A 19,230-nucleotide genomic window follows, 5' to 3' on the forward strand; every position below is an offset into this window, starting at 1 on the left:
GTACATCAGATGCCCGTCGCCACCGACGGTCACATCTGCGTCCAACGGCGACGGGCGGATGTACCGGCACGGCCCCGACCCACCCACCGGACCGACCCCGGTACCGGCTCCGCTTCGCGCTCGGCGTTCGGCATTCGGCATTCGGCATTCGGCATTCGGCATTCGGCATTCGAGAGAGGACGCCCCTGCCCGGGAAATCCCACCGCAAACAACGAGTGCCCCAGATCACATCGCCGCGCCTTCTTCGCGGACCCCCCACCTTGATACAAATTGCCCGCGCGTTCCTGTCCGTCGACGGCCGCCCTCCACCTCTCCTCGTGAGCCGCCCTCGCCTGCCCTGGGAACGCCCGTGTCCGCCCGTACCCCCACGCCCTGGCCCCTCGTCGCCCTGTTCACGGCCGGATACCTCGCCGCGTACCTGCTCCCCACCACCGTCGGCCGCCTCGACGCGGGCCTCCCGCTGTCGGCCACCCAAGCCGGTGCCGTCGGCAGTGTCCTGCTGCTGGGCTCGTCCTCGGCCGGCTTCCTGCTGGCCTCCCGCGTCGACCGTTTCGGCCCGCGCGCGACGGCCCGCGCCGGACTGCTCCTCGCTGCCGCCGGCTACGGCACCGCCGCGCTCTCGGCGGACGTCCCCCTGGTGGTCGCGGGCGCGGTCCTCGGCGGCTTCGGCTCGGGCACGGCCACCGCGGTCGCCGCGTCCGGGATCGCCGGCCGGCGCGACCCGCACCGGGTCACCACGCTGGGCCTGCTCGGCGTCTCCGGCCTCGCGGGCGCCCTGTACCTGACGATCCCCCGGCTGGGCCCGGGGCACGGGGTCCCGCTCGCCGCGATCGCCTGCACCGCGCTGCTCGCCCTGGGCCTGACGGGACGCCTCCCGGCCCGCGCACCGGCCGACCGTGCCCTGCGCGCCGGCGGCCCGCTCCCGCACCGCCGCGCCGGGCTGGCGCTCGCCGCCGCGATGTTCTTCTGGTCCCTGGCCCAGAACTCCCTGTGGGGCGTGAGCGGCCGGATAGGCCTGACGCAGGCGGGGCTCACCGAGGTCGAGGTGGGCGCGGTCTTCGCGGTGGCGCTCGGCGCGGGACTGCTCGGGACGATCGGCGCGAGCGCCCTGGGCACCCGGCTCGGCCGGGCCCTGCCGATCGGCCTGGGCACGGCGCTGATCGCCGGGTGCATCGCGCTGAGCGCGGCGGCCACCGGTCTGACGTCCTTCGCCACGGGCGAGATCACCTGGAACGCGCTGTACCCGGTCGCGTTCTCGTACCTGATCGGCCTCGCCGCGTCCATGGACCCGCGCGGCCGGTGGGCGGTCCTCGTCGGTTCCGCCTCCTCGCTCGGCACGGCGTGCGGGCCGCTCACCGGCAGCGCGCTGGCCGCGTGGGCGGGTTACCCGGCGATGGGAGCGGTCCTGGCGGCCGGTCTGCTGCTGGTCGGCGTCCCGATGACGCTCGTGGCGCTGCGCTCACGGCACACCGGCCGGCCCGCCGGGACCCCGGCGAGCGCGGCCCCGGTGGCCGAACTCCCCGCCCTGGACGTCCCCGTGGCCGAACTCCCCGTCGTGGAGACCGCGCTGAACGGCGTGCCCGCCCAGCGCGGGGCGTACGGGACGAGGCTCCGGCGCACGGCCGCCGCACCCGCGCCCGCACCCGGCCCTGTGGGCGTCTGACTCCCGCGAGCGCCCGCCCGCCCCACAGGAGGGGAGGGTGGGCGGGCGCTCGACGGGCTAGCCGGCCGAGCTGGACGGGCTCTCGACGGGCTGAGGGAACTCGTACGCCTCGACCTCGGCCATGTACCGTGCGCGCCGCTCCTCGTCGTGCTCCAGGAAGGACGCCTCGAACGAGTTGCGGGCCAGTTCCCGCAGCCGCTCCTCGCCCAGTCCCAGGGCCTCGCGCACGGCGTCGAAGTTGTCGCCGGCGTAGCCGCCGAAGTAGGCGGGGTCGTCGGAGTTGACCGTGCACAGCAGCCCGGCGTCCATCATGGCGGGCAGCGGGTGCTCCGCCAGGACGTCCACCGCGCGCAGCCGTACGTTCGACAGCGGGCACAGGGTCAGCGGCACCCGCTCCCTGACCAGCCGCGCGACGAGCTCGGGGTCCTCCGTGCAGCGCAGCCCGTGGTCGACGCGCTCGACGCCGAGGACGTCGAGGGCCTCGGTGATGTACGCGGGCGGCCCCTCCTCGCCCGCGTGCGCGACGCGTCGCAGACCGAGCCCGGCGGCGGCCTCGTACACCGCGCGGAACTTGGCCGGCGGGTATCCGGCCTCGGCGGAGTCGAGGCCGACGCCGGTGATCCGGTCGAGGTAGGGCTTCGCGGCCTGAAGGGTGTCCATGGCGGACTCCGCGGACTCGTCGCGCAGGAAGCACATGATGAGCTGGGTGGAGACGCCGTGGGTCTCCTCGCTGCGCCCGAGCGCCCGCCACAGCCCCTCGACGACCGTCCCCATCGGCACGCCCCGGGCCATGTGCGCCTGCGGGTCGAAGAAGATCTCCGCGTGCCGTACGCCCTGCGCGGCTGCGCGGGCGAGGTAGGCGTCGGCCAGGTCGGCGAAGTCCGCTTCCGTCCGCAGGACGGCCATGAGCTCGTAGTACAGGTTCAGGAAGGTCTGGAGGTCGTCGAAGCGGTACGCCTCGCGGAGCTCCTCGGTGTCCGCGTACGGCAGCGTGACCCCGTTGCGCGCGGCGAGCTCGAAAGCCAGCTCGGGTTCGAGGGTGCCTTCGATGTGCAGGTGCAGTTCAGCCTTGGGGATGGACATCGAAGAATCGTACGGCCCATCGACCGATGCATCGAAAACGGCGCCTTCTCGGCACGGAGCACCCCGGCGCAGACCACCGGGCCCGGAGCGCCCCGGCGCGGAGCGCCCGGGCACCGGTGTCGTGGGCGGGGGCCGGACCCGGTCCCCGCCCGCCGTGTCCTCAGTGCCGCTTCGGGACCGGCACCCGCACCAGGTCCTGCGCCACCGTCAGCTCCCCGTCGAAGCCCGCCGCGCGGGCCTCGTGCCCGAACGCGTCGGGGTCGGGGTAGCGCTGGCTGAAGTGGGTGAGCACGAGGTGCCGCACCCCCGCCTCCTTGGCCGCCCGGCCCGCCTGTCCCGCCGTCAGATGGCCGTGGTCGGAGGCCAGCCGGTGGTCCCCGTCGAGGAAGGTCGACTCGATGACCAGCAGGTCGCAGCCCTCGGCGAGCGCGTCCACCCCCTCGCACATCCGGGTGTCCATGACGAACGCGAACTTCTGCCCGCGCCGGACCTCGCTGACGTCGTCCAGCGTGACGCCCCTCAGGGAGCCCTCCCGTTGCAGCACCCCGACGTCGGGCCCCTTGATCCCGTGCTCCGCGAGCCGCTCCGGCAGCATCCGCCGCCCGTCCGGCTCGACCAGCCGGTACCCGAAGGACTCGACGGGATGGGAGAGCCTGCGGGCCTCCAGGGTGTACGCGGGCGTCGTCGCGAGGACGCCGTCGTCCGCGACCGGCACCTCGGCCAGCGGCACGGTCTCGCGGTAGGCGGTGGCGTACCGCAGCCGCTCGAAGAAGTGCTGCCCGGAGAGCGGGTAGTGCGCGGTCACCTCGTGCGGGACGCGGTCGAGGTTGATGCGCTGGATCACCCCGCCGAGTCCGAGAGCGTGGTCGCCGTGGAAGTGGGTGACGCAGATGCGGTGCAGGTCGTGCGCGGCGACCCCGGCACGCAGCATCTGGCGCTGTGTTCCCTCGCCGGGGTCGAAGAGGATGCCCTCGCCGTCCCAGCGCAGCAGATAGCCGTTGTGGTTGCGGTGCCGGGTCGGGACCTGGCTGGCGGTGCCGAGGACCACCAGTTCACGTGCGGACAAGGCCGGCTATCCCGGCGGCCACTGCATGCCACGGCCGCCCAGGAGGTGGGCGTGCGCGTGGAAGACGGTCTGCCCGGCACCGCTGCCCGTGTTGAACACGATGCGGTAGCTGTCGAGCTTCTCCTCGGCCGCGACCTCACCGGCCTCGCGCAGCACGTCGGCCGTGACGGCGGGCTCGGCGGCGGCGAGCGACGCCGCGTCGGGGTAGTGCACCTTGGGAATGACCAGGACGTGGGTCGGCGCCTGCGGGTTGATGTCGCGGAACGCCACGGTCGTGTCGCTCTCGCGCACCAGCGTCGCCGGGATGTGCCCCGCCACGATCTTGCAGAACAGACAGTCGTCCCGCGGTTCCCCACCCGCGTCCTGCTCCGGCTCCTGCGCCATGCGTGTACCTCCTCAAGCCGGCGATCTTTTACCGATCCGCATGCTAGCGGCCCCGCGGGACGGACGGCTCGTGCGCGGCTCGCGCCGCCGTCCGTCCCGCCGGGCGAAGGTCACAGCGGCGGCAGCTCCGGCGGGGTCTTCGCCGGGGTCTCCTCCAGGGCGGCCAGCGCGATCCTGACCGCCTCGTCGAGCTGGGGGTCACGGCCGGCCGCGTGGTCCTGCGGCGTCTGGACGACCTCGACGTCGGGATCGACACCGTGGTTCTCGACGCCCCACCCCTGGCCCTCCATCCAGAAGGCGTACTTGGGCTGGGTGACGAGGGTGCCGTCGACGAGGTGGTAGCGGCTGTCGATGCCGATGACGCCGCCCCAGGTGCGGGTGCCGACGACGGGTCCGATGCCGAGCGCCTTGACCGCCGCGTTGACGATGTCGCCGTCGGAGCCGGAGAACTCGTTGGCGACGGCGACGACGGGACCGCGCGGCGCGTCCTCCGGGTAGCTGTAGGGGCGCAGTCCGCGGGGCAGGTCCCAGCCGACGATCCGCCGGGCGAGCTTCTCGACGACGAGCTGGGAGGTGTGGCCGCCGCGGTTCTCGCGGACGTCCACGACCAGGCCCTCCCGGGCCACCTCGACCCGCAGGTCGCGGTGGAGCTGCGCCCATCCGGCGCCGACCATGTCCGGCACGTGCAGATAGCCGAGGCGTCCGCCGGACCGCTCGTGGACGTAGGCGCGCCGGTCGGCCACCCAGGCGTGGTAGCGCAGCGGCTCCTCGTCGGCGAGCGGTACGACGACCGTGTGACGCGGATCGCCGCCGCCCGAGGGCGAGACGGTCAGTTCGACGGGCTTGCCCGCGGTGCCGACGAGCAGGGGCGCGGGTCCGGCCACCGGGTCCACCGGCCGGCCGTTGACCGCGACGATCGCGTCCCCGGCGCGGACCGCGACGCCGGGCGCGGCGAGCGGGGCCCGTGCCTCCGGGTCGGAGGTCTCCGAGGGGAGGATCCGGTCGATGCGCCAGCTGCCGTCCTCGTGGCGGGAGACGTCCGCGCCGAGGAGTCCTTGCGCCCGTTCCCCGCCGCCCCAGCCGCGCGGGCTGACGTAGGCGTGCGAGGTGCCGAGTTCGCCCTGCACCTCCCACAGCAGGTCGACGAGGTCGTCGTGGGTGGCGACCCGATCCAGGACCGGCCGGTACCGGTCGAGGACGGCGTCCCAGTCGACGCCGCCCAGGTCCGGGCGCCAGAAGTTGTCCCGCATGAGGCGGCCCGTCTCGTCGTACATCTGGCGCCACTCGGCGGCCGGGTCGACGTCCTGGCGCACCCGCGACAGGTCGACGGTGACGTTCGTGTCGCTCTCGTCGTCGTTCGAGGCGCGCCGGTCGCTGGGGACGACCTTGAGCTTGCCGTCGGTCCACAGCAGGACGCGCTTGCCGTCCCCGGTGACGGTGATGTGGTCGGCGTCGGCGGCGAGGTGCTCGACGCGCTGCTGGGCGAGGTCGTACCGCTCCAGTTCGGTCTTGGGGTCCGGGTCGTCCGGGGTGGCGCGGGAGGCACCGAGCACCCCCCGCACCGGGTGGCGCAGCCACAGCAGTCCGTCCTTGGCGGCGCGCAGCGTGGAGTAGCGGGCGGCCTCGACGGGGAACGGCACGATCCGGTCGGCGAGTCCGTCCAGGTCGATACGGGTGCTGGGGGTGCCCTCGCTGTCGGGCGTCTCGTCCTTGTCGGGCGCCTCGAAGGGCCTGCCGTGCCGCTGCGGTCCGAAGGGGGACGGGGTCGTCGCGGCCAGGGTGATCAGGTACGGCCGGGAGCCGCCGACGAAGGCCAGGTCGAAGACGTGCTCGTCGTAGACGGGGTCGAAGGCGCGGGCCGACAGGAAGGCGAGGTGCTTTCCGTCGAGGGTGAACGCCGGCGCGTAGTCCCGGAAGCGCAGCGGGGTCGCCTCGGTCACCGACAGGTCGGTGGTGTTGGCGAGTCTGAGCTGGCGCAGCGGGCGCGGGCCGGGGTGCGACCAGGCGAGCCACCCCGAGTCGGGCGAGAAGACGAGGCCGCTGACCTCGCCGTCCTCGCTGCGGTCGACCTCGCGGACCTCGCCGCTCTCGCGCTCGACGAGCAGGACGCGCCCGTCGTGGGAGGCGACGGCGACGCGGCTTCCGTCGGGTGCCACGGCGAGGCCGAGGACCCGGCCGAGCGCGCCGGCGGCGAGCCGTCGCGGGGTGGCGCCGGGGGCGGCTCCGGTGGCGGGGGCGAATTCGAGGGCGTCGTCGCCCTCGGCGTCGGTCACCCACACCACGTGTTCCTCACCCTCGGCGCGGAAGGTGCGGGGCAGCCGGGCCCGGACGCCGGGTTCGGCGGCGAGCGCGCGGGCCGGGCCGGAGCGGTGGGTGACCCAGTGGACGGCACCGCGCACGCAGACCGCGCTGCCGCGCCCGGTGTGGTCGGGCGCGGCGGCGGAGGCCCAGCGCGAGGCGCTCACGGGGTGCGGCTGCCGGTCGGTGCGCTGGCCGCCGAGCCGGATGCCGAGGCGGCGCGGCTCGGCGCCGTCGAGGTTGTCGAGGAGCCAGAGTTCACCGGCGGCCACGTACACCACGCGGGTGCCGTCGGTGGCGGCGTGGCGGGCGTAGAACAAGTCGAGGGGGGTGTGGCGGCGCAGGTCGGATCCGTCGGCGAGGGAGGAGTACAGGGCGCCGACGCCCTCGTGGTCGGAGAGGAAGGCGATCCGCCCGCCGGCCCAGAGGGGGTGTTCGATGTTGCCGTCGATGTCCTCGTGCAGCCGGACGAACTCCCCGTCGCCGTCCCGGTCGATCCACAGCTTGCCCGCCGTGCCGCCCCGGTAGCGCTTCCACCAGGCGGCCTCGCGGCCCATCGGGGCGGACAGCAGGACGACACCGCCCTCGCCGTGGGCGACGTCGCCGACGGGTCCGTAGGGCAGGGTCGTCGCGGGGCCGCCGTCGAGCGGGACGGACCGCGCCCAGGTGCGGCGCAGGCTGGCCTGTCCCTGGGCGCTGAGGGCGAGCACCTGTCCGTCGGGGGTCCAGCCGCGCACCTGGGTCTTCGCGCTGCCCCAGTACGTCAGGCGTTTCGCGGGACCGCCGTCGAGGGAGGCGGCGTGGACCTCGGGGGCTCCGTCGCGCGTCGAGGTCCAGGCGACGGTCGTGCCGTCCGGGGAGATGCGTGGATGGCTGACCGGGACGTTGTCGGCGCTGACCCGCCAGGCGCGGCCCCCGCCGTCGAGGGGGGCCGCCCAGATGTCGTCCTCGGCCGTGAAGACGACCAACTCGCCGTGCAGGTGCGGAAACCGGATGTACGCGGAGGCTGCGGAATCGGTCACCCGGTCACCCTATGCAGCGTGCGCGTGGCCCGACAGGGGTTCGGATCACTTGGCCCGCGCACGGTCCGTGCGCGGGCGGGCAGGTCACTTGCCCTGCGAGGGCCAGCAGGTGGGGTCGCCCTTGCACCACATCGTCTTCGTGACGGTGACGGTGACGGTGGGGTCGGGCTGCCCGTTGGTGGGGCGGTAGGTGACCGGCGGGGTGGGTCCCGCGTCGCAGTCGCCGAGGCCCTTGACGTGGAAGATCTGCTTCTTGCCGACGGTGGCGCGCAGATCGCCGCGTACGCAGGCGCCGTTGACGGCACGGGTGACCTTGCCCTTGACGGTGATGGCCCGGCCGTCGCCGGTCTGGCCCTGGCAGTCGACGCTCGCCACGGTGTTCTCGCTCGGCGAGGACGACTTCCCCGGGGTGCGGGCCTTGCCGGCGTCGCCGAGGCTCGCGGTGCAGGTGAGCCACCTCACGTCCACGTGCCGGCGGTTCAGTTCGCTGGTCGCCGTCTGGTCGGTCGTGTAGGCCACGGTCGCGGTGCTGAGTCCGTCCATGGGCTGGCACCCGGTCACGGCGAACACTCCGGCCGCGCCCAGTCCGACGGCCGTCATGACCCGCCCGCGCCTCGTGCGGTGTCTGAAGTACCTCGAAGCCCCCATGGACGGCAGCGTGCCACCGCGCGGCGGTGCGCGGTAGACCGCATGCGGCCATCGGGGGCACAACCACCCGAAGGTGTCGCGCCACGGACGGGGAGGCCGTACAGTTCCCCGGCCTCCTCGTCCCCGCGTGCTCCTGAGCGTCCGTCAGCCGAGCATCAGCAGCCACTCCTGGAGCTCCACCAGGTTGCCCTCGGGGTCCTTGAGGTGGGCGACGCGCATGCGCTCCGTCATGGGCGCGGGGCCGTGCAGGAGGGTCGCGCCGCGCGAGACGATCTGCTCGCAGTAGGTGTCGAGGTCGTCCACCCGCAGCACCACCAGCGACCGGTGTCCGGTGACGACCTCGCCGAGCTCACCCAGTATCCCGGCCATCACGGTCCGGTCCTGGAGGGCGATGCCCGCGGACCCGGTGACCGGACTGAACTTCTCGTACGGTCCCTCGGCGGCGCCCGACTGGGGCTTGAGGCCGAGGACTTCGGAGTAGAAGCGGTAGCAGCCGGCGAAGTCGGTGACGAGCAGTCGTACCTGGGCGAGTTCCATGGAGTTCCCCGGTGGAGGTGCGGACGGTGGGTCGGGCCGACGGCGGGTCAGGACCAGCGGCCGGTGCGGGCCAGCAGCAGAGCGGTGGCGACGGTCCCGGCCGTCGAGGTGCGCAGCACCGTGCGCCCCAGGTGGAAGGTCTTCGCGCCGGCCTCGGTGAAGAGGGCGACCTCGTCGGCGGAGATCCCGCCCTCGGGGCCGACCACCAGGACGATCTCCCCGGAGGCGGGCAGCTCGGCGGTGGCGAAGGGCTCGGTGCCGAGGGCGGTGTCCTCGTGGAGCACGGCGGCGAGGTCGGCTTTGGCGAGAAGTGCGGCAACCTGCCTGGTCGTCATGGCGTCCGCGACCTCCGGGAAGCGCGCCCGGCGGGACTGCTTGCCCGCCTCCCGGGCGGTGGCCCGCCACTTGGTGAGCGCCTTCAGGCCCCGCTCACCCTTCCACTGCGTGATGCAGCGGGAGGCGGCCCAGGGGACGATCGCGTCGACGCCGGTCTCGGTCATGGTCTCGACGGCCAGCTCGCCCCGGTCCCCTTTGGGCAGGGCCTGGACGACCGTGATGCGCGGCTCCTCGGGCGGCTCCTCGGTGACCGTGCCCATCCGCACGATCAGCCGGTCCTTGCCCTCGGTGCCGAGGACCACGCACTCCGCCCGGCGCCCGGCCCCGTCGGTGAGCACGACGTCCTCACCGCTGTGCAGCCGTTTCACGGAGACGGCGTGCCGTCCCTCGGGTCCGTCGAGGACGTGGCGTCCCTCGCCGTCCGTGTCGAAGTGCTCGACCAGGAACACCGGTGCCGTCATCGGGGCGCACCCTCTTCCGGGATCTCGGCGGCGGCCGACAACGCTGTCCCGGCGGCCGCGGTTTCTGCGTTCAGTACCTCCACGAGCCGCCCGGCGGGCAGGTCGCGGGCCATGCGGTGCCCCTGCCCCGCCCACAGCGCCGTGCCCTGCGCGTCGCCCGCCTTGGCGGCCGCCTTGCGCAGGGGCAGGGTGAGGTGGTGGACCTCGGGGTAGGCGGCGGGGGCGTACGGGCCGTGCTCGCGCATGAAGCGGTTGGCCAGCGCGCGCGCCGGGCGTCCGGAGAAGGCGCGCGTGAGCTCGGTGCGTACGTAGAGGGGGTCGGTCAGCGCCTGCTTGTGCACGGCGGGGGCGCCGGACTCGGGGGTGGCGAGGAAGGCGGTGCCGAGCTGGGCGGCGTCCGCGCCCGCGGCGAGGACGGCGGCTATCTGGCTGCCGCGCATGATGCCGCCGGCCGCGACGAGCGGGATCTCCACGGTCTCGCGCACCTGCGCGAGCAGCGTCAGCAGGCCGACGCCCGTCCCGTCCGTCTCCGGGTTGTCGCGGTGGGTGCCCTGGTGTCCGCCGGCCTCGACGCCCTGGACGACGACCGCGTCGGCGCCGGCCCGCTGCGCGCCGAGGGCTTCCTCGGCCGTGGTCGCGGTGACCAGGGTGAGGGTGCCGGCGCGCCGCAGCGACTGGAGCACCTCGGGCCTCGGGACGCCGAAGTGGAAGGAGACCACCGCCACCGGGTCGTCGAGGAGGACGGCGAGTTTGGCGTCGTAGCCGTCGTCGCGGCCGCTGTCCGGATCGCCGAGCCCGGTCTCGTACCAGGCGGCCTCGCCGGCGAGCTGGTGGGCGTACACCTGGACCGCGGCCGCGTCCGCGTACTCGGGCTGCGGGAGGAACAGGTTGACGCCGAAGGGACGGCCGGTCAGCCCGCGCAGCTGCTTGATCTCCTGGTACATGCCGTCGGCGGTCTTGTACCCCGCGGCGAGGAAGCCGAGCCCGCCGGCCTCGGACACGGCGGCGGCGAGCTGCGGGACGGAGACTCCGCCCGCCATGGGGGCCTGCACGATCGGGTGAGGGAAGAGATCGGTCAGCGCGGAGGACATGACGGCATGTTGTCACGTCCCCCGGACAAGTCCGAATCCGGTCGTCCGGCCGGATACGGCCTTTGACGTGGAGGGCACGGGGCGCTTCGGGCCCCGTGCCCCGCCTGGGTCAGCGGCCGTTGAAGGCGTCCTTCAGCCGGGAGAAGAGCCCCTGCTGACCGGGCTGGAACTGGCCGGTGGGCCGCTCCTCGCCGCGCATCTGCGCCAGCTCGCGCAGCACCCGCTCCTGCTCCGGGTCGAGCTTGGTCGGCGTCATGACCTCGACGTGCACGACGAGGTCGCCGCGGCCGCCGCCGCGCAGGTGCGTGACGCCCCGGCCGTGCAGCGGGATCGACTGGCCGGACTGCGTGCCCGGACGGATGTCGACCTCCTCCATGCCGTCGAGGGTCTCCAGCGGCACCTTGGTGCCGAGGGCCGCCGCCGTCATCGGGATGGTGACCGTGCAGTGCAGGTCGTCACCGCGCCGCTGGAAGGTCTTGTGCGGCAGCTCGTGGATCTCGACGTACAGGTCGCCGGCGGGGCCGCCGCCGGGGCCGACCTCGCCCTCGCCCGCGAGCTGGATGCGGGTGCCGTTGTCCACACCGGCCGGGATCTTGACCGTGAGGGTGCGGCGGGAGCGGACCCGGCCGTCGCCCGCGCACTCGTGGCACGGGGTCGGGACGACGGTGCCGAAGCCCTGGCACTGCGGACACGGCCGCGAGGTCATGACCTGGCCGAGGAAGGACCGCGTCACCTGGGACACCTCGCCGCGGCCGCGGCACATGTCACAGGTCTGCGCGGCGGTTCCGGGGGCTGCGCCCTCGCCGTTGCAGGTGCCGCAGACGACGGCCGTGTCGACCTGGATGTCCTTCGTGGTGCCGAAGGCCGCCTCGTCGAGCTCGATCTCCAGCCGGATCATGGCGTCCTGGCCGCGGCGGGTGCGCGAGCGCGGTCCGCGCTGCGACGCCGTGCCGAAGAACGCGTCCATGATGTCCGAGAAGTTCCCGAAGCCGCCCTGGCCGAAGCCGCCGGCACCGGCGCCGCCGCCCTGCTGGGACAGCGGGTCGCCGCCGAGGTCGTAGACCTGCTTCTTCTGCGGGTCCGACAACACCTCGTACGCGGCGTTGATCTCCTTGAACCGCTCCTGCGTCTTCGGATCGGGATTGACGTCCGGGTGCAGCTCGCGAGCGAGCCTCCGGAACGCCTTCTTGATCTCGTCCTGGGACGCGTCGCGGCGCACGCCGAGTACGGCGTAGTAGTCCGTGGCCACTTACGACTCCGCCAGGATCTGTCCGACGTACCGTGCCACCGCTCGTACCGCTCCCATCGTTCCCGGATAATCCATGCGGGTCGGGCCGACCACGCCGAGTTTGGCTACTGCCTCGCCGCCCGAACCGTAGCCGACGGAGACCACGGACGTGGAGTTGAGTCCCTCGTACGCGTTCTCGTGCCCGATTCGCACGGTCATGCTCGAATCCCCGGCCTCCCCGAGCAACTTGAGGAGCACGACCTGCTCCTCCAGCGCTTCGAGCACCGGCCGGATGGTGAGGGGGAAGTCATGTCCGAAGCGCGTGAGATTGGCGGTACCGCCGATCATCAGCCGCTCCTCGGTCTCCTCGACCAGTGTCTCCAGCAGCGTGGAGAGCACCGTCGAGACCGTACCCCGGTCCTCCGCCTCGAAGGCTTCCGGGAGGTCCTGGACGAGCTGCGGGACGTCCGCGAAGGGACGCCCCGCGACCCGGCTGTTGAGCCGGGCGCGCAGGTCCGCCAGCGACGTCTCACCGAACGGCGCCGGACAGTTGATCATGCGCTGTTCGACCCGGCCGGTGTCCGTGATCAGCACGAGCATCACCCGCGCGGGAGCCATCGACAGCAGCTCCACGTGGCGCACGGTCGAACGGGTCAGCGAGGGGTACTGCACGACGGCGACCTGGCGGGTGAGCTGCGCGAGCAGCCGCACGGTCCGCCCCACGACGTCGTCCAGGTCGACGGCTCCGTCCAGGAAGTTCTGGATGGCGCGGCGCTCGGGCGCGGTCATCGGCTTGACGCCGGCGAGCTTGTCGACGAAGAGGCGGTAGCCCTTGTCCGTGGGGATGCGCCCGGCGCTGGTGTGCGGCTGGGCGATGTACCCCTCGTCCTCCAGGACCGCCATGTCGTTGCGGACGGTGGCGGGCGAGACGCCGAGGCGGTGCCGCTCGGTGAGCGCCTTGGAGCCGACCGGCTCCTCGGTGCCCACGTAGTCCTGGACGATGGCGCGCAGCACCTCCAGCCTGCGTTCGCTGAGCATCGCGCACCTCCAGAAGTCGACTCGGTGGTCTTCGTGGCCTTCGCGGCATTCGCCTGGCACTCAGCGCACGCGAGTGCCAACGTTCCCCGGTTCAGTGTACGGCGGTCGGGCACGCCCCGGGCAAGGGCCGCCCCGCGATGTCGTGCACGGCACCCGGCCACCGTTAGCGTCGCCGCATGAGGCTGACTTGGGAAGAGCTCGGGTGGGAAAGGGTGGCGCCCCGGGTGGGGCGGCGGCGGCTTCCGCGCTGGGACTGCACGGCCGGGCTCGTCGTCGGCGAGGGGGCGGCGCTGATGATCGACGCGGGATCGAGCCTCGCGGAGGGCGCCGCGCTGCGCGCCGACGCGCGGGCCCTGACCGGCGGGCGTGTGACCCATATCGCGCTCACCCACCCGCATTTCGACCACGTGTTCGGTGCCGCGGCGTTCGCGGGCGCGCGGATCCTCGTCGCGGACGGTTCGTCCGGGGCGTACGGCGGTGGCCGCGACGAGCTGTGCGCGGACGCGGTGCGCAACGGGCTCGACCCGGGGGCGGCCGAGGAGGCGGCCGACACGCTCGTACGTCCCCGGCTCTTCGTCCGGGACACCCTGGACCTGGATCTCGGCGGCGGCGTCCGGGTCCGGCTGGTGCGGACGGGCGAGGGCCACACCGCGCACGACCTCGTGGCCGTCGTGCCGGGCGACCCGGCGGTGGTGTTCTGCGGCGACCTGGTCGAGGAGTCCGGCGAGCCGCAGGCGGGCCCCGACGCCGTACCGTCGCGCTGGCCCGCGGCGCTCGACACCCTGCTCGGACTGGGCGGCGAGGACGCGCTGTACGTCCCCGGCCACGGCGCGATCGTGGACGCCGCGTTCGTACGGGCCCAACGGGAGGCCCTGGCGGCGCGCTTCGGCCCGGCGGGGGCCGACCGGGCGGGTCCGTGACGGCGGCTCCCGGCGGGTTCCGGCTCCGCAGGTTCCGGCTCCGCGGGGGCCGGGCGGCCGGGGTCCGGCCCGGTCTGTTCCGGCGTGTCGCGGGGAGCGCCGGCGCGCTTCTCCTATCGTCATCCGAATGCGCCAGTACTCTCCGGACCTGACCCCGCCGTGGAAGAAGCCCCGGTCCGTGCCCGAGGTCCCGGCGGACCCGGGTCTGGTCGTCGAGGAGCCCGGCACCGGCTTCTGCGGCGCGGTGATCCGCTGCGAGGCGGGCACGGTGACCCTGGAGGACCGCTTCGGCAAGCACCGGGTGTTCCCGCTGGAGCCGCGCGGCTTCCTCCTGGAGGGCGAGGTGGTGACCCTGGTCCGCCCGGCGCCCGCGGCGCCCGTCCGCCCCGGCCGCACGGCGTCCGGCTCGGTGGCGGTCCCCGGCGCCCGCGCCCGGGTCGCGCGCGCCGGGCGCATCTACGTGGAGGGCCGTCACGACGCCGAACTGGTCGAGCGTGTCTGGGGCGACGACCTGCGCGTCGAGGGCGTCGTCGTGGAGTACCTGGAGGGCGTCGACGACCTCCCGGCGGTCGTCGACGCGTTCGCCCCGGGCCCGGACGCCAGGCTCGGCGTCCTCGTGGACCACCTGGTCCCGGGCTCGAAGGAGTCCCGGATCGCCGAGGCGGTCACGAGCGAGCACGCCCTGGTGCTCGGCCACCCGTACGTCGACGTCTGGGAGGCCGTGAAACCGTCCTCCCTCGGCATCCCGTCCTGGCCCCGGGTCCCGCCCGGCCAGGACTGGAAGACGGGCGTGTGCCGGGCCCTCGGCTGGCCGGAGAACACCGGCGCGGCCTGGCAGCACGTCCTGTCCCGGGTGCGCTCCTACAAGGACCTGGAACCGGCCCTCCTGGGCCGGGTGGAGGAACTGATCGACTTCGTGACCGCGCCGCCGGAGTGACGGGGACGGCCGGTGCGGCCGGTGCCGGACGTACCGCGCTCAGTCCACCAGGTCCCGGACGACGGCGTCCGCGAGGAGACGGCCGCGCAGGGTGAGGACGGCGCGGCCGGCGTCGTAGGGGCCGGCTTCGAGGAGTCCGTCGGACAGGGCGCGGCGGGAGGCCGCGAGGCCGTCGGGGCGGAGCAGGGAGAGCGGGCAGCCCTCGCGCAGCCGCAGTTCGAGGAGGATCCGCTCGACCCGGCGGTCCTCGTCGGCGAGGAGTTCACGGCCGGCCCCCGGGGAGCGGCCCTCGGCCAGTGCCGCCGCGTACGCCCCCGGATGCTTCACGTTCCACCAGCGAACGCCCCCGACGTGGCTGTGCGCCCCGGGGCCCGCGCCCCACCAGTCGGCGCCGCGCCAGTACAGCTCGTTGTGGAGACAGCGGCCGGCCTCGGAGGCGGCCCAGTTCGACACCTCGTACCACTCGAAGCCCGCCGCCGACATCACCTCGTCCGCGATGAGATAGCGGTCCGCGTGCACGTCGTCGTCCGTCATGGGGACCTCGCCGCGGCGGATGCGGCGGGCGAGCTGCGTGCCCTCCTCGACGATCAGCGCGTACGCGGAGACGTGGTCGGGACCGGCGCCGAGGGCCGCTTCGAGCGAGGCCCGCCAGTCGTCGTCCGACTCCCCCGGCGTGCCGTAGATCAGGTCCAGGTTCACATGTGCGAAGCCGGCCGCGCGGGCCTCGGCGACGCAGGCCTCGGGGCGGCCCGGGGTGTGCGTGCGGTCGAGCACCTTCAGGACGTGCTGCCGGGCGCTCTGCATGCCGAAGGAGATCCGGTTGAAGCCGCCGGCGCGCAGGGTCGCGAGGTACTCCGGGCCGACCGACTCGGGGTTCGCCTCCGTCGTGACCTCAGCGTCGTCCGCGAGCCCGAACTCGTCCCGGATCGCCCCCAGCATCCGTACGAGGTCGTCGGCGGCCAGCAGCGTGGGCGTGCCGCCTCCGACGAAGACCGTGCGGACCGGGCGGGGGTCGTCGCCGAGGACCTTGCGGGCGAGCCGGATCTCGTCGGTCAGGGTGTCGGCGTAGTTGTCGCGGGAGGCGAGCACGCCGCCGCTGCCCCGCAGCTCGGTCGCCGTGTAGGTGTTGAAGTCGCAGTAGCCGCAGCGGGTCGCGCAGTACGGCACGTGGAGGTAGAACCCGAGGGGTCGCTCGGCGGCCCCGGCCAGGGCGTGCGCGGGCAGCGCCCCGTCGTCGGGGACGGGCTCACCGTCGGGAAGTGCGGAAGGCATGCGTTCCATTGTCCAGCACGGCCGGGGCGGGCGTGTCCGGCGCGGGCCGGGACGGCCACCGCCCCGGAGCGGCCCCCGGTCGCTTCCCGGCCGGACCCCGGCCGGACCCCGGCCGGCCACGGGGCGGACGGGCCGGGCGCCCCGGCCGCGGTGGGCCCGCTACTGCGCCTGTAACACCAGCAGCGCCATGTCGTCCTCGGGCGGGCGGGGGCCGAACGCGTGGACCAGGGCGCGGATCCGTTCCGCGATCATCTCGGCGTTCAGGCCCGCGCAGCCCGCGAGGGCGTGCGCGAGACCGTCGTCGTCGTCGAACTGACGGGACCCGTCGCGCCGCTCCGTCACCCCGTCGGTGACGCACAGGAGGGTGTCTCCGGGGTACAGCTCGAAGGACTCGGAGGTGTACTCGGGGTCCTCGAACACGCCGAGCAGGGTCTGCGGCCGGGCCGTCTCCCGCACCTCGCCGTCGGGGCTCAGCAGCAGCGGCAGCGGATGCCCCGCCGAGGCGAGGGTGCAGCGCACTCCGCCCTCGAAGGGCACCAGCTCGCCGTAGAGCATGGACAGGAAGCGCGTCTGCGGGCCGGGGTCGGTGCCGAGCCCGGGTCCCCCCGCGGCCACGAGCGCGCGGGCCGCCGCGTCCGCCGCCTCCGTCGCGTCGTCGAGGAGGAGCTGGTTGAGCCGGTCGAGGACGTCCGCGACGTCGTAGCCCTCGCGGGCCAGCAGCCGCAGCCAGGGCCGGGCCAGCCCGATCACGACTGCGGCCTCGGGTCCCTTGCCCTGGACGTCGCCGACCGCGAAGCACCAGCGCCCGTCACCCGCGGGGAACACGTCGTAGAAGTCACCGCTCGGGCCGCCCTGGTCGAGCGGCTCGTAGACGAGGGCGCTGCGCACCCCGGGGATCTCGGCGACCGCGCCCGGCAGCAGCCCGCGCTGCAGGACCCGGCTGATGGTGGCCTGCCGCGCGTACTGCCGGGCCGCTCCGATGGCCAGGGCGATGCGGCGGCTGAGGTCCTCGACGAGCCCGGTGACCTCGTCGGGGAAGTCGGGTGGTCCGGCCCGTCCGATGACGAGCGTGCCCAGCGGCCGGCCGCCCGCGATCAGCCGGTACGCCAGTGCCGCCCCGCTCGTCCCGCGGGCGCCCAGCGCCTCGCCGGGCCAGGGCACCGGGACGGCCCGCGAGCGCACCGCCTCGGGCAGCCGCGGCGGGTCCTTCTCCAGTGCCTGGCGCAGGCCCTCGATCAGGTTCTCGCTGCCGTGCCAGACCCGGGCGAGGCGGGGGCCGAGGGCCAGGCCCGGACCGCCGGCCCGGCCGGTGGCCTCGTCCTCCAGCCACACCGCGCACCAGTCGGCGAGGCGGGGGACGAGGAGCTGCCCGGCCAGGGCCGCGACCAGGTCCTCGTCGAGTTGTCCGGCGAGCAGGTCGGAGGCCTCGGCGAGGAAGGAGAGGGCTCCCCGGTCGAGCCAGTCGTGGCCCCGCGCGCCGCTCCGGTCCGCCCCCGGGACGGGCACCGCGCCGTACGGCTCGCCGCCGGCCCGCGGCCCGTGGCCCGGGACCCGTCCCTCGGCGTACGCGGTGGCCCCGGGCCCGGCCGGTCGCGGACCCCCCGCCGCGCCGGTGAGCCCGTCGACGTCGGCGAACCCGTCCGTTCCCGCGAACCCGTCCGCGCCCGCGAAGGAGACCGGTCCGGCGAGACCGCTCGTGTCCTCGAAGCGGGCCGGCGGGCGCAGGCCGTCGGTGTCCGTGAAGACGGCCGTCCCCGGCGGGGCGGCGGCGGTCCCGGCGGCCGGCAGCCTCGACCACACCGTCTTGACGCCCGGACGATAGGTGATCCCCCACGCCTCGGAGAGCGCGGCGACGAGGCGCAGGCCCCGCCCGTACTCCGGTGTCCCGTAGGGCGGTTCGGCGCCGTCCTCCCGTATGGCGCGCGAGGGGTGCTGGTCGGAGACCTCGACGACCAGCGGTCCCGGCGGGCCGTCGGCCGGGCACTCCAGGCGGCACAGCAGCTCGACGTCGGTGCCCGCGTGCACGACGGCGTTGGTGACGAGTTCGCTGACCACCACGGCCGCGTCGCCGGTGAGCCGGTCGTCGAGGATCTCGGTGCCCGGCAGGGCCAGTCCGGTCCAGCTCTCGAGCGTGTCGCGGAGGAACCGGCGCGCGGCCGCGGGAGCGAGCGGAGTGCCCGGCAACGACGTGTGCGACACGATGTCCCGGCCTGCGGGGTGGTGCGCGAGCACGTCCGGTGCGCACGCCGTGGACTCCCGTTGCGTCGGAATGGCCCCCACTGTGCGCTCCCTGGGCAGTTCGGACGAAGACACCTCGGACGATGCGGCCAGGGTGACAGACTGACGGCGCTCATGAGCACCGAGTCACCGAAGTGGGCCGTCATGAGTGAGAACACTGGTATGGATGTACACGAAGACGGACAGAATCGAGCATCCGATCAGCCTCCACCGCCCGTCACGACGACGGCGGCACGGGAACGGCGGCGCGGGACGGTGACACGGGACGGCGGCTTCGGCGCGGAGCCCGGGGCGGTCGCCGGCCGGCCGCCGGACGGCGGGACACCGGAGAACCACGGACCGAGCGAGGGACCGTCATCATGAGCGTTCGGACGACGACCGACGAGGGATCGAGCATCCTCCTGGTCGACGACATGGAGGACAACCTGGTCGCGCTGGAGGCCGTCCTGCGTTCCCTCAACGAGCCGCTGGTGCGGGCGCGTTCGGGCGAGGAGGCGGTGGAGGCCCTGCTGCGGCAGCGGTTCGCGGTCGTCCTGCTCGACATCCGGATGCCGGGCATGGACGGATTCGAGACGGCCGCGAACATCAAGCGGCTCGACCGGGCCAAGGACGTGCCCATCATCTTCCTGACGGGCAGGGACGCCGACGCGGGCTACGCCTTCCGCGGGTACGCGACGGGGGCCGCCGACTACGTGGCGAAGCCGTTCGACCCGTGGGTCCTGCGCGCCAAGGTCAGCGTCTTCCTCGAACTGCACCGCAAGAACCGCCAGCTGGAGTCGCTGCTCGCCCGCGAGCAGGACCAGTTCGACGAACTCGCCGCCCGGCTCGGGAGGATGGACACGCACCTGGCGGCGAACGCCGTGCAGGACGTGCCCGGACTACGCGCCCAGATACGGCAGATGGACGAACTGCTGGGCAGGATGCGGCGGAGCCGGAACGCGTAGGGCGCGCGGGAGCCGACCGCCCGGCCGGCGGAGGGGGCCTGCGCGTCCCCCGCGCTCCGGACGG

At 74.1% G+C, this 19,230-nt stretch carries 16 protein-coding genes; 4 read left to right on the forward strand and 12 right to left on the reverse strand.

Translation table 11 applies throughout. The annotated features are described in order from the left end of the window. Positions 1-349: 349 nt before the first annotated feature. Positions 350-1,663, forward strand: coding sequence for an MFS transporter (locus tag ACFW6B_RS00005; RefSeq protein WP_386590962.1), 1,314 nt, complete (start codon positions 350-352; stop codon positions 1,661-1,663). Between the two features lie 57 nt (positions 1,664-1,720). On the opposite strand, the gene ACFW6B_RS00010 is transcribed toward ACFW6B_RS00005, so the two are convergent. From ACFW6B_RS00010 to hrcA, 10 genes are all read right to left on the reverse strand, one after another. Continuing rightward, positions 1,721-2,746 (reverse strand): adenosine deaminase, encoded by a 1,026-nt coding sequence (locus tag ACFW6B_RS00010; RefSeq protein ID WP_386590963.1) that lies wholly within the window; start codon positions 2,744-2,746, stop codon positions 1,721-1,723. A 160-nt stretch (positions 2,747-2,906) separates the two neighbouring features. Next, on the reverse strand, positions 2,907-3,812 hold the full coding sequence (locus ACFW6B_RS00015) for a ribonuclease Z (protein ID WP_386590964.1): 906 nt from the start codon (positions 3,810-3,812) through the stop codon (positions 2,907-2,909). 6 nt (positions 3,813-3,818) lie between these two features. Next, the gene (locus tag ACFW6B_RS00020) at positions 3,819-4,196 is read right to left on the reverse strand and encodes a histidine triad nucleotide-binding protein (protein ID WP_386590965.1); all 378 of its coding nucleotides are present in this window, start codon (positions 4,194-4,196) and stop codon (positions 3,819-3,821) included. A 110-nt stretch (positions 4,197-4,306) separates the two neighbouring features. Then, positions 4,307-7,516 (reverse strand): S41 family peptidase, encoded by a 3,210-nt coding sequence (locus ACFW6B_RS00025; RefSeq protein ID WP_386590966.1) that lies wholly within the window; start codon positions 7,514-7,516, stop codon positions 4,307-4,309. Positions 7,517-7,600: 84 nt separating this feature from the next. Then, positions 7,601-8,116 carry a hypothetical protein gene (locus ACFW6B_RS00030; protein WP_386590967.1) on the reverse strand — a complete coding sequence of 172 codons (516 nt, stop codon included), beginning with the start codon at positions 8,114-8,116 and terminating at the stop codon, positions 7,601-7,603. A 192-nt stretch (positions 8,117-8,308) separates the two neighbouring features. Beyond that, the gene (locus ACFW6B_RS00035) at positions 8,309-8,701 is read right to left on the reverse strand and encodes a VOC family protein (RefSeq protein WP_386590968.1); all 393 of its coding nucleotides are present in this window, start codon (positions 8,699-8,701) and stop codon (positions 8,309-8,311) included. Positions 8,702-8,748: 47 nt separating this feature from the next. Then, complete coding sequence (locus ACFW6B_RS00040) at positions 8,749-9,498, reverse strand: 16S rRNA (uracil(1498)-N(3))-methyltransferase (protein ID WP_386590969.1); 750 nt, start codon at positions 9,496-9,498, stop codon at positions 8,749-8,751. Continuing rightward, positions 9,495-10,589: a nitronate monooxygenase gene (locus ACFW6B_RS00045; protein ID WP_386590970.1), complete on the reverse strand. Its 1,095-nt coding sequence runs from the start codon at positions 10,587-10,589 to the stop codon at positions 9,495-9,497. The genes ACFW6B_RS00040 and ACFW6B_RS00045 overlap by 4 nt, the downstream gene beginning before the upstream one ends. Before the next feature lie 109 nt (positions 10,590-10,698). Next, entirely contained in the window at positions 10,699-11,838 is a 1,140-nt protein-coding gene (gene dnaJ / locus ACFW6B_RS00050) for a molecular chaperone DnaJ (protein WP_386590971.1), read from the reverse strand. Continuing rightward, entirely contained in the window at positions 11,839-12,855 is a 1,017-nt protein-coding gene (gene hrcA / locus ACFW6B_RS00055) for a heat-inducible transcriptional repressor HrcA (protein ID WP_355764533.1), read from the reverse strand. 176 nt (positions 12,856-13,031) lie between these two features. Here hrcA and ACFW6B_RS00060 point away from each other — a divergent pair, with 176 nt between their 5' ends. Continuing rightward, positions 13,032-13,775, forward strand: a complete 744-nt coding sequence (locus ACFW6B_RS00060; protein WP_386590972.1) for an MBL fold metallo-hydrolase — start codon at positions 13,032-13,034, stop codon at positions 13,773-13,775. A gap of 127 nt (positions 13,776-13,902) precedes the next feature. After that, the gene (locus ACFW6B_RS00065; RefSeq protein ID WP_386590973.1) at positions 13,903-14,712 is read left to right on the forward strand and encodes a DUF3097 domain-containing protein; all 810 of its coding nucleotides are present in this window, start codon (positions 13,903-13,905) and stop codon (positions 14,710-14,712) included. A 39-nt stretch (positions 14,713-14,751) separates the two neighbouring features. Here ACFW6B_RS00065 and hemW read toward each other — a convergent pair whose 3' ends face one another. After that, positions 14,752-15,984 (reverse strand): radical SAM family heme chaperone HemW, encoded by a 1,233-nt coding sequence (hemW, locus tag ACFW6B_RS00070; RefSeq protein ID WP_386590974.1) that lies wholly within the window; start codon positions 15,982-15,984, stop codon positions 14,752-14,754. A gap of 159 nt (positions 15,985-16,143) precedes the next feature. After that, positions 16,144-18,264 carry a SpoIIE family protein phosphatase gene (locus ACFW6B_RS00075; RefSeq protein ID WP_386590975.1) on the reverse strand — a complete coding sequence of 707 codons (2,121 nt, stop codon included), beginning with the start codon at positions 18,262-18,264 and terminating at the stop codon, positions 16,144-16,146. 317 nt (positions 18,265-18,581) lie between these two features. Between ACFW6B_RS00075 and ACFW6B_RS00080 the strand changes: the two genes are divergently transcribed. Further along, positions 18,582-19,166 (forward strand): two-component system response regulator, encoded by a 585-nt coding sequence (locus ACFW6B_RS00080; RefSeq protein ID WP_386590976.1) that lies wholly within the window; start codon positions 18,582-18,584, stop codon positions 19,164-19,166. Positions 19,167-19,230 lie beyond the last annotated feature (64 nt).

This window comes from Streptomyces sp. NPDC058751 (genome assembly GCF_042746485.1).
Classification (GTDB): domain Bacteria; phylum Actinomycetota; class Actinomycetes; order Streptomycetales; family Streptomycetaceae; genus Streptomyces.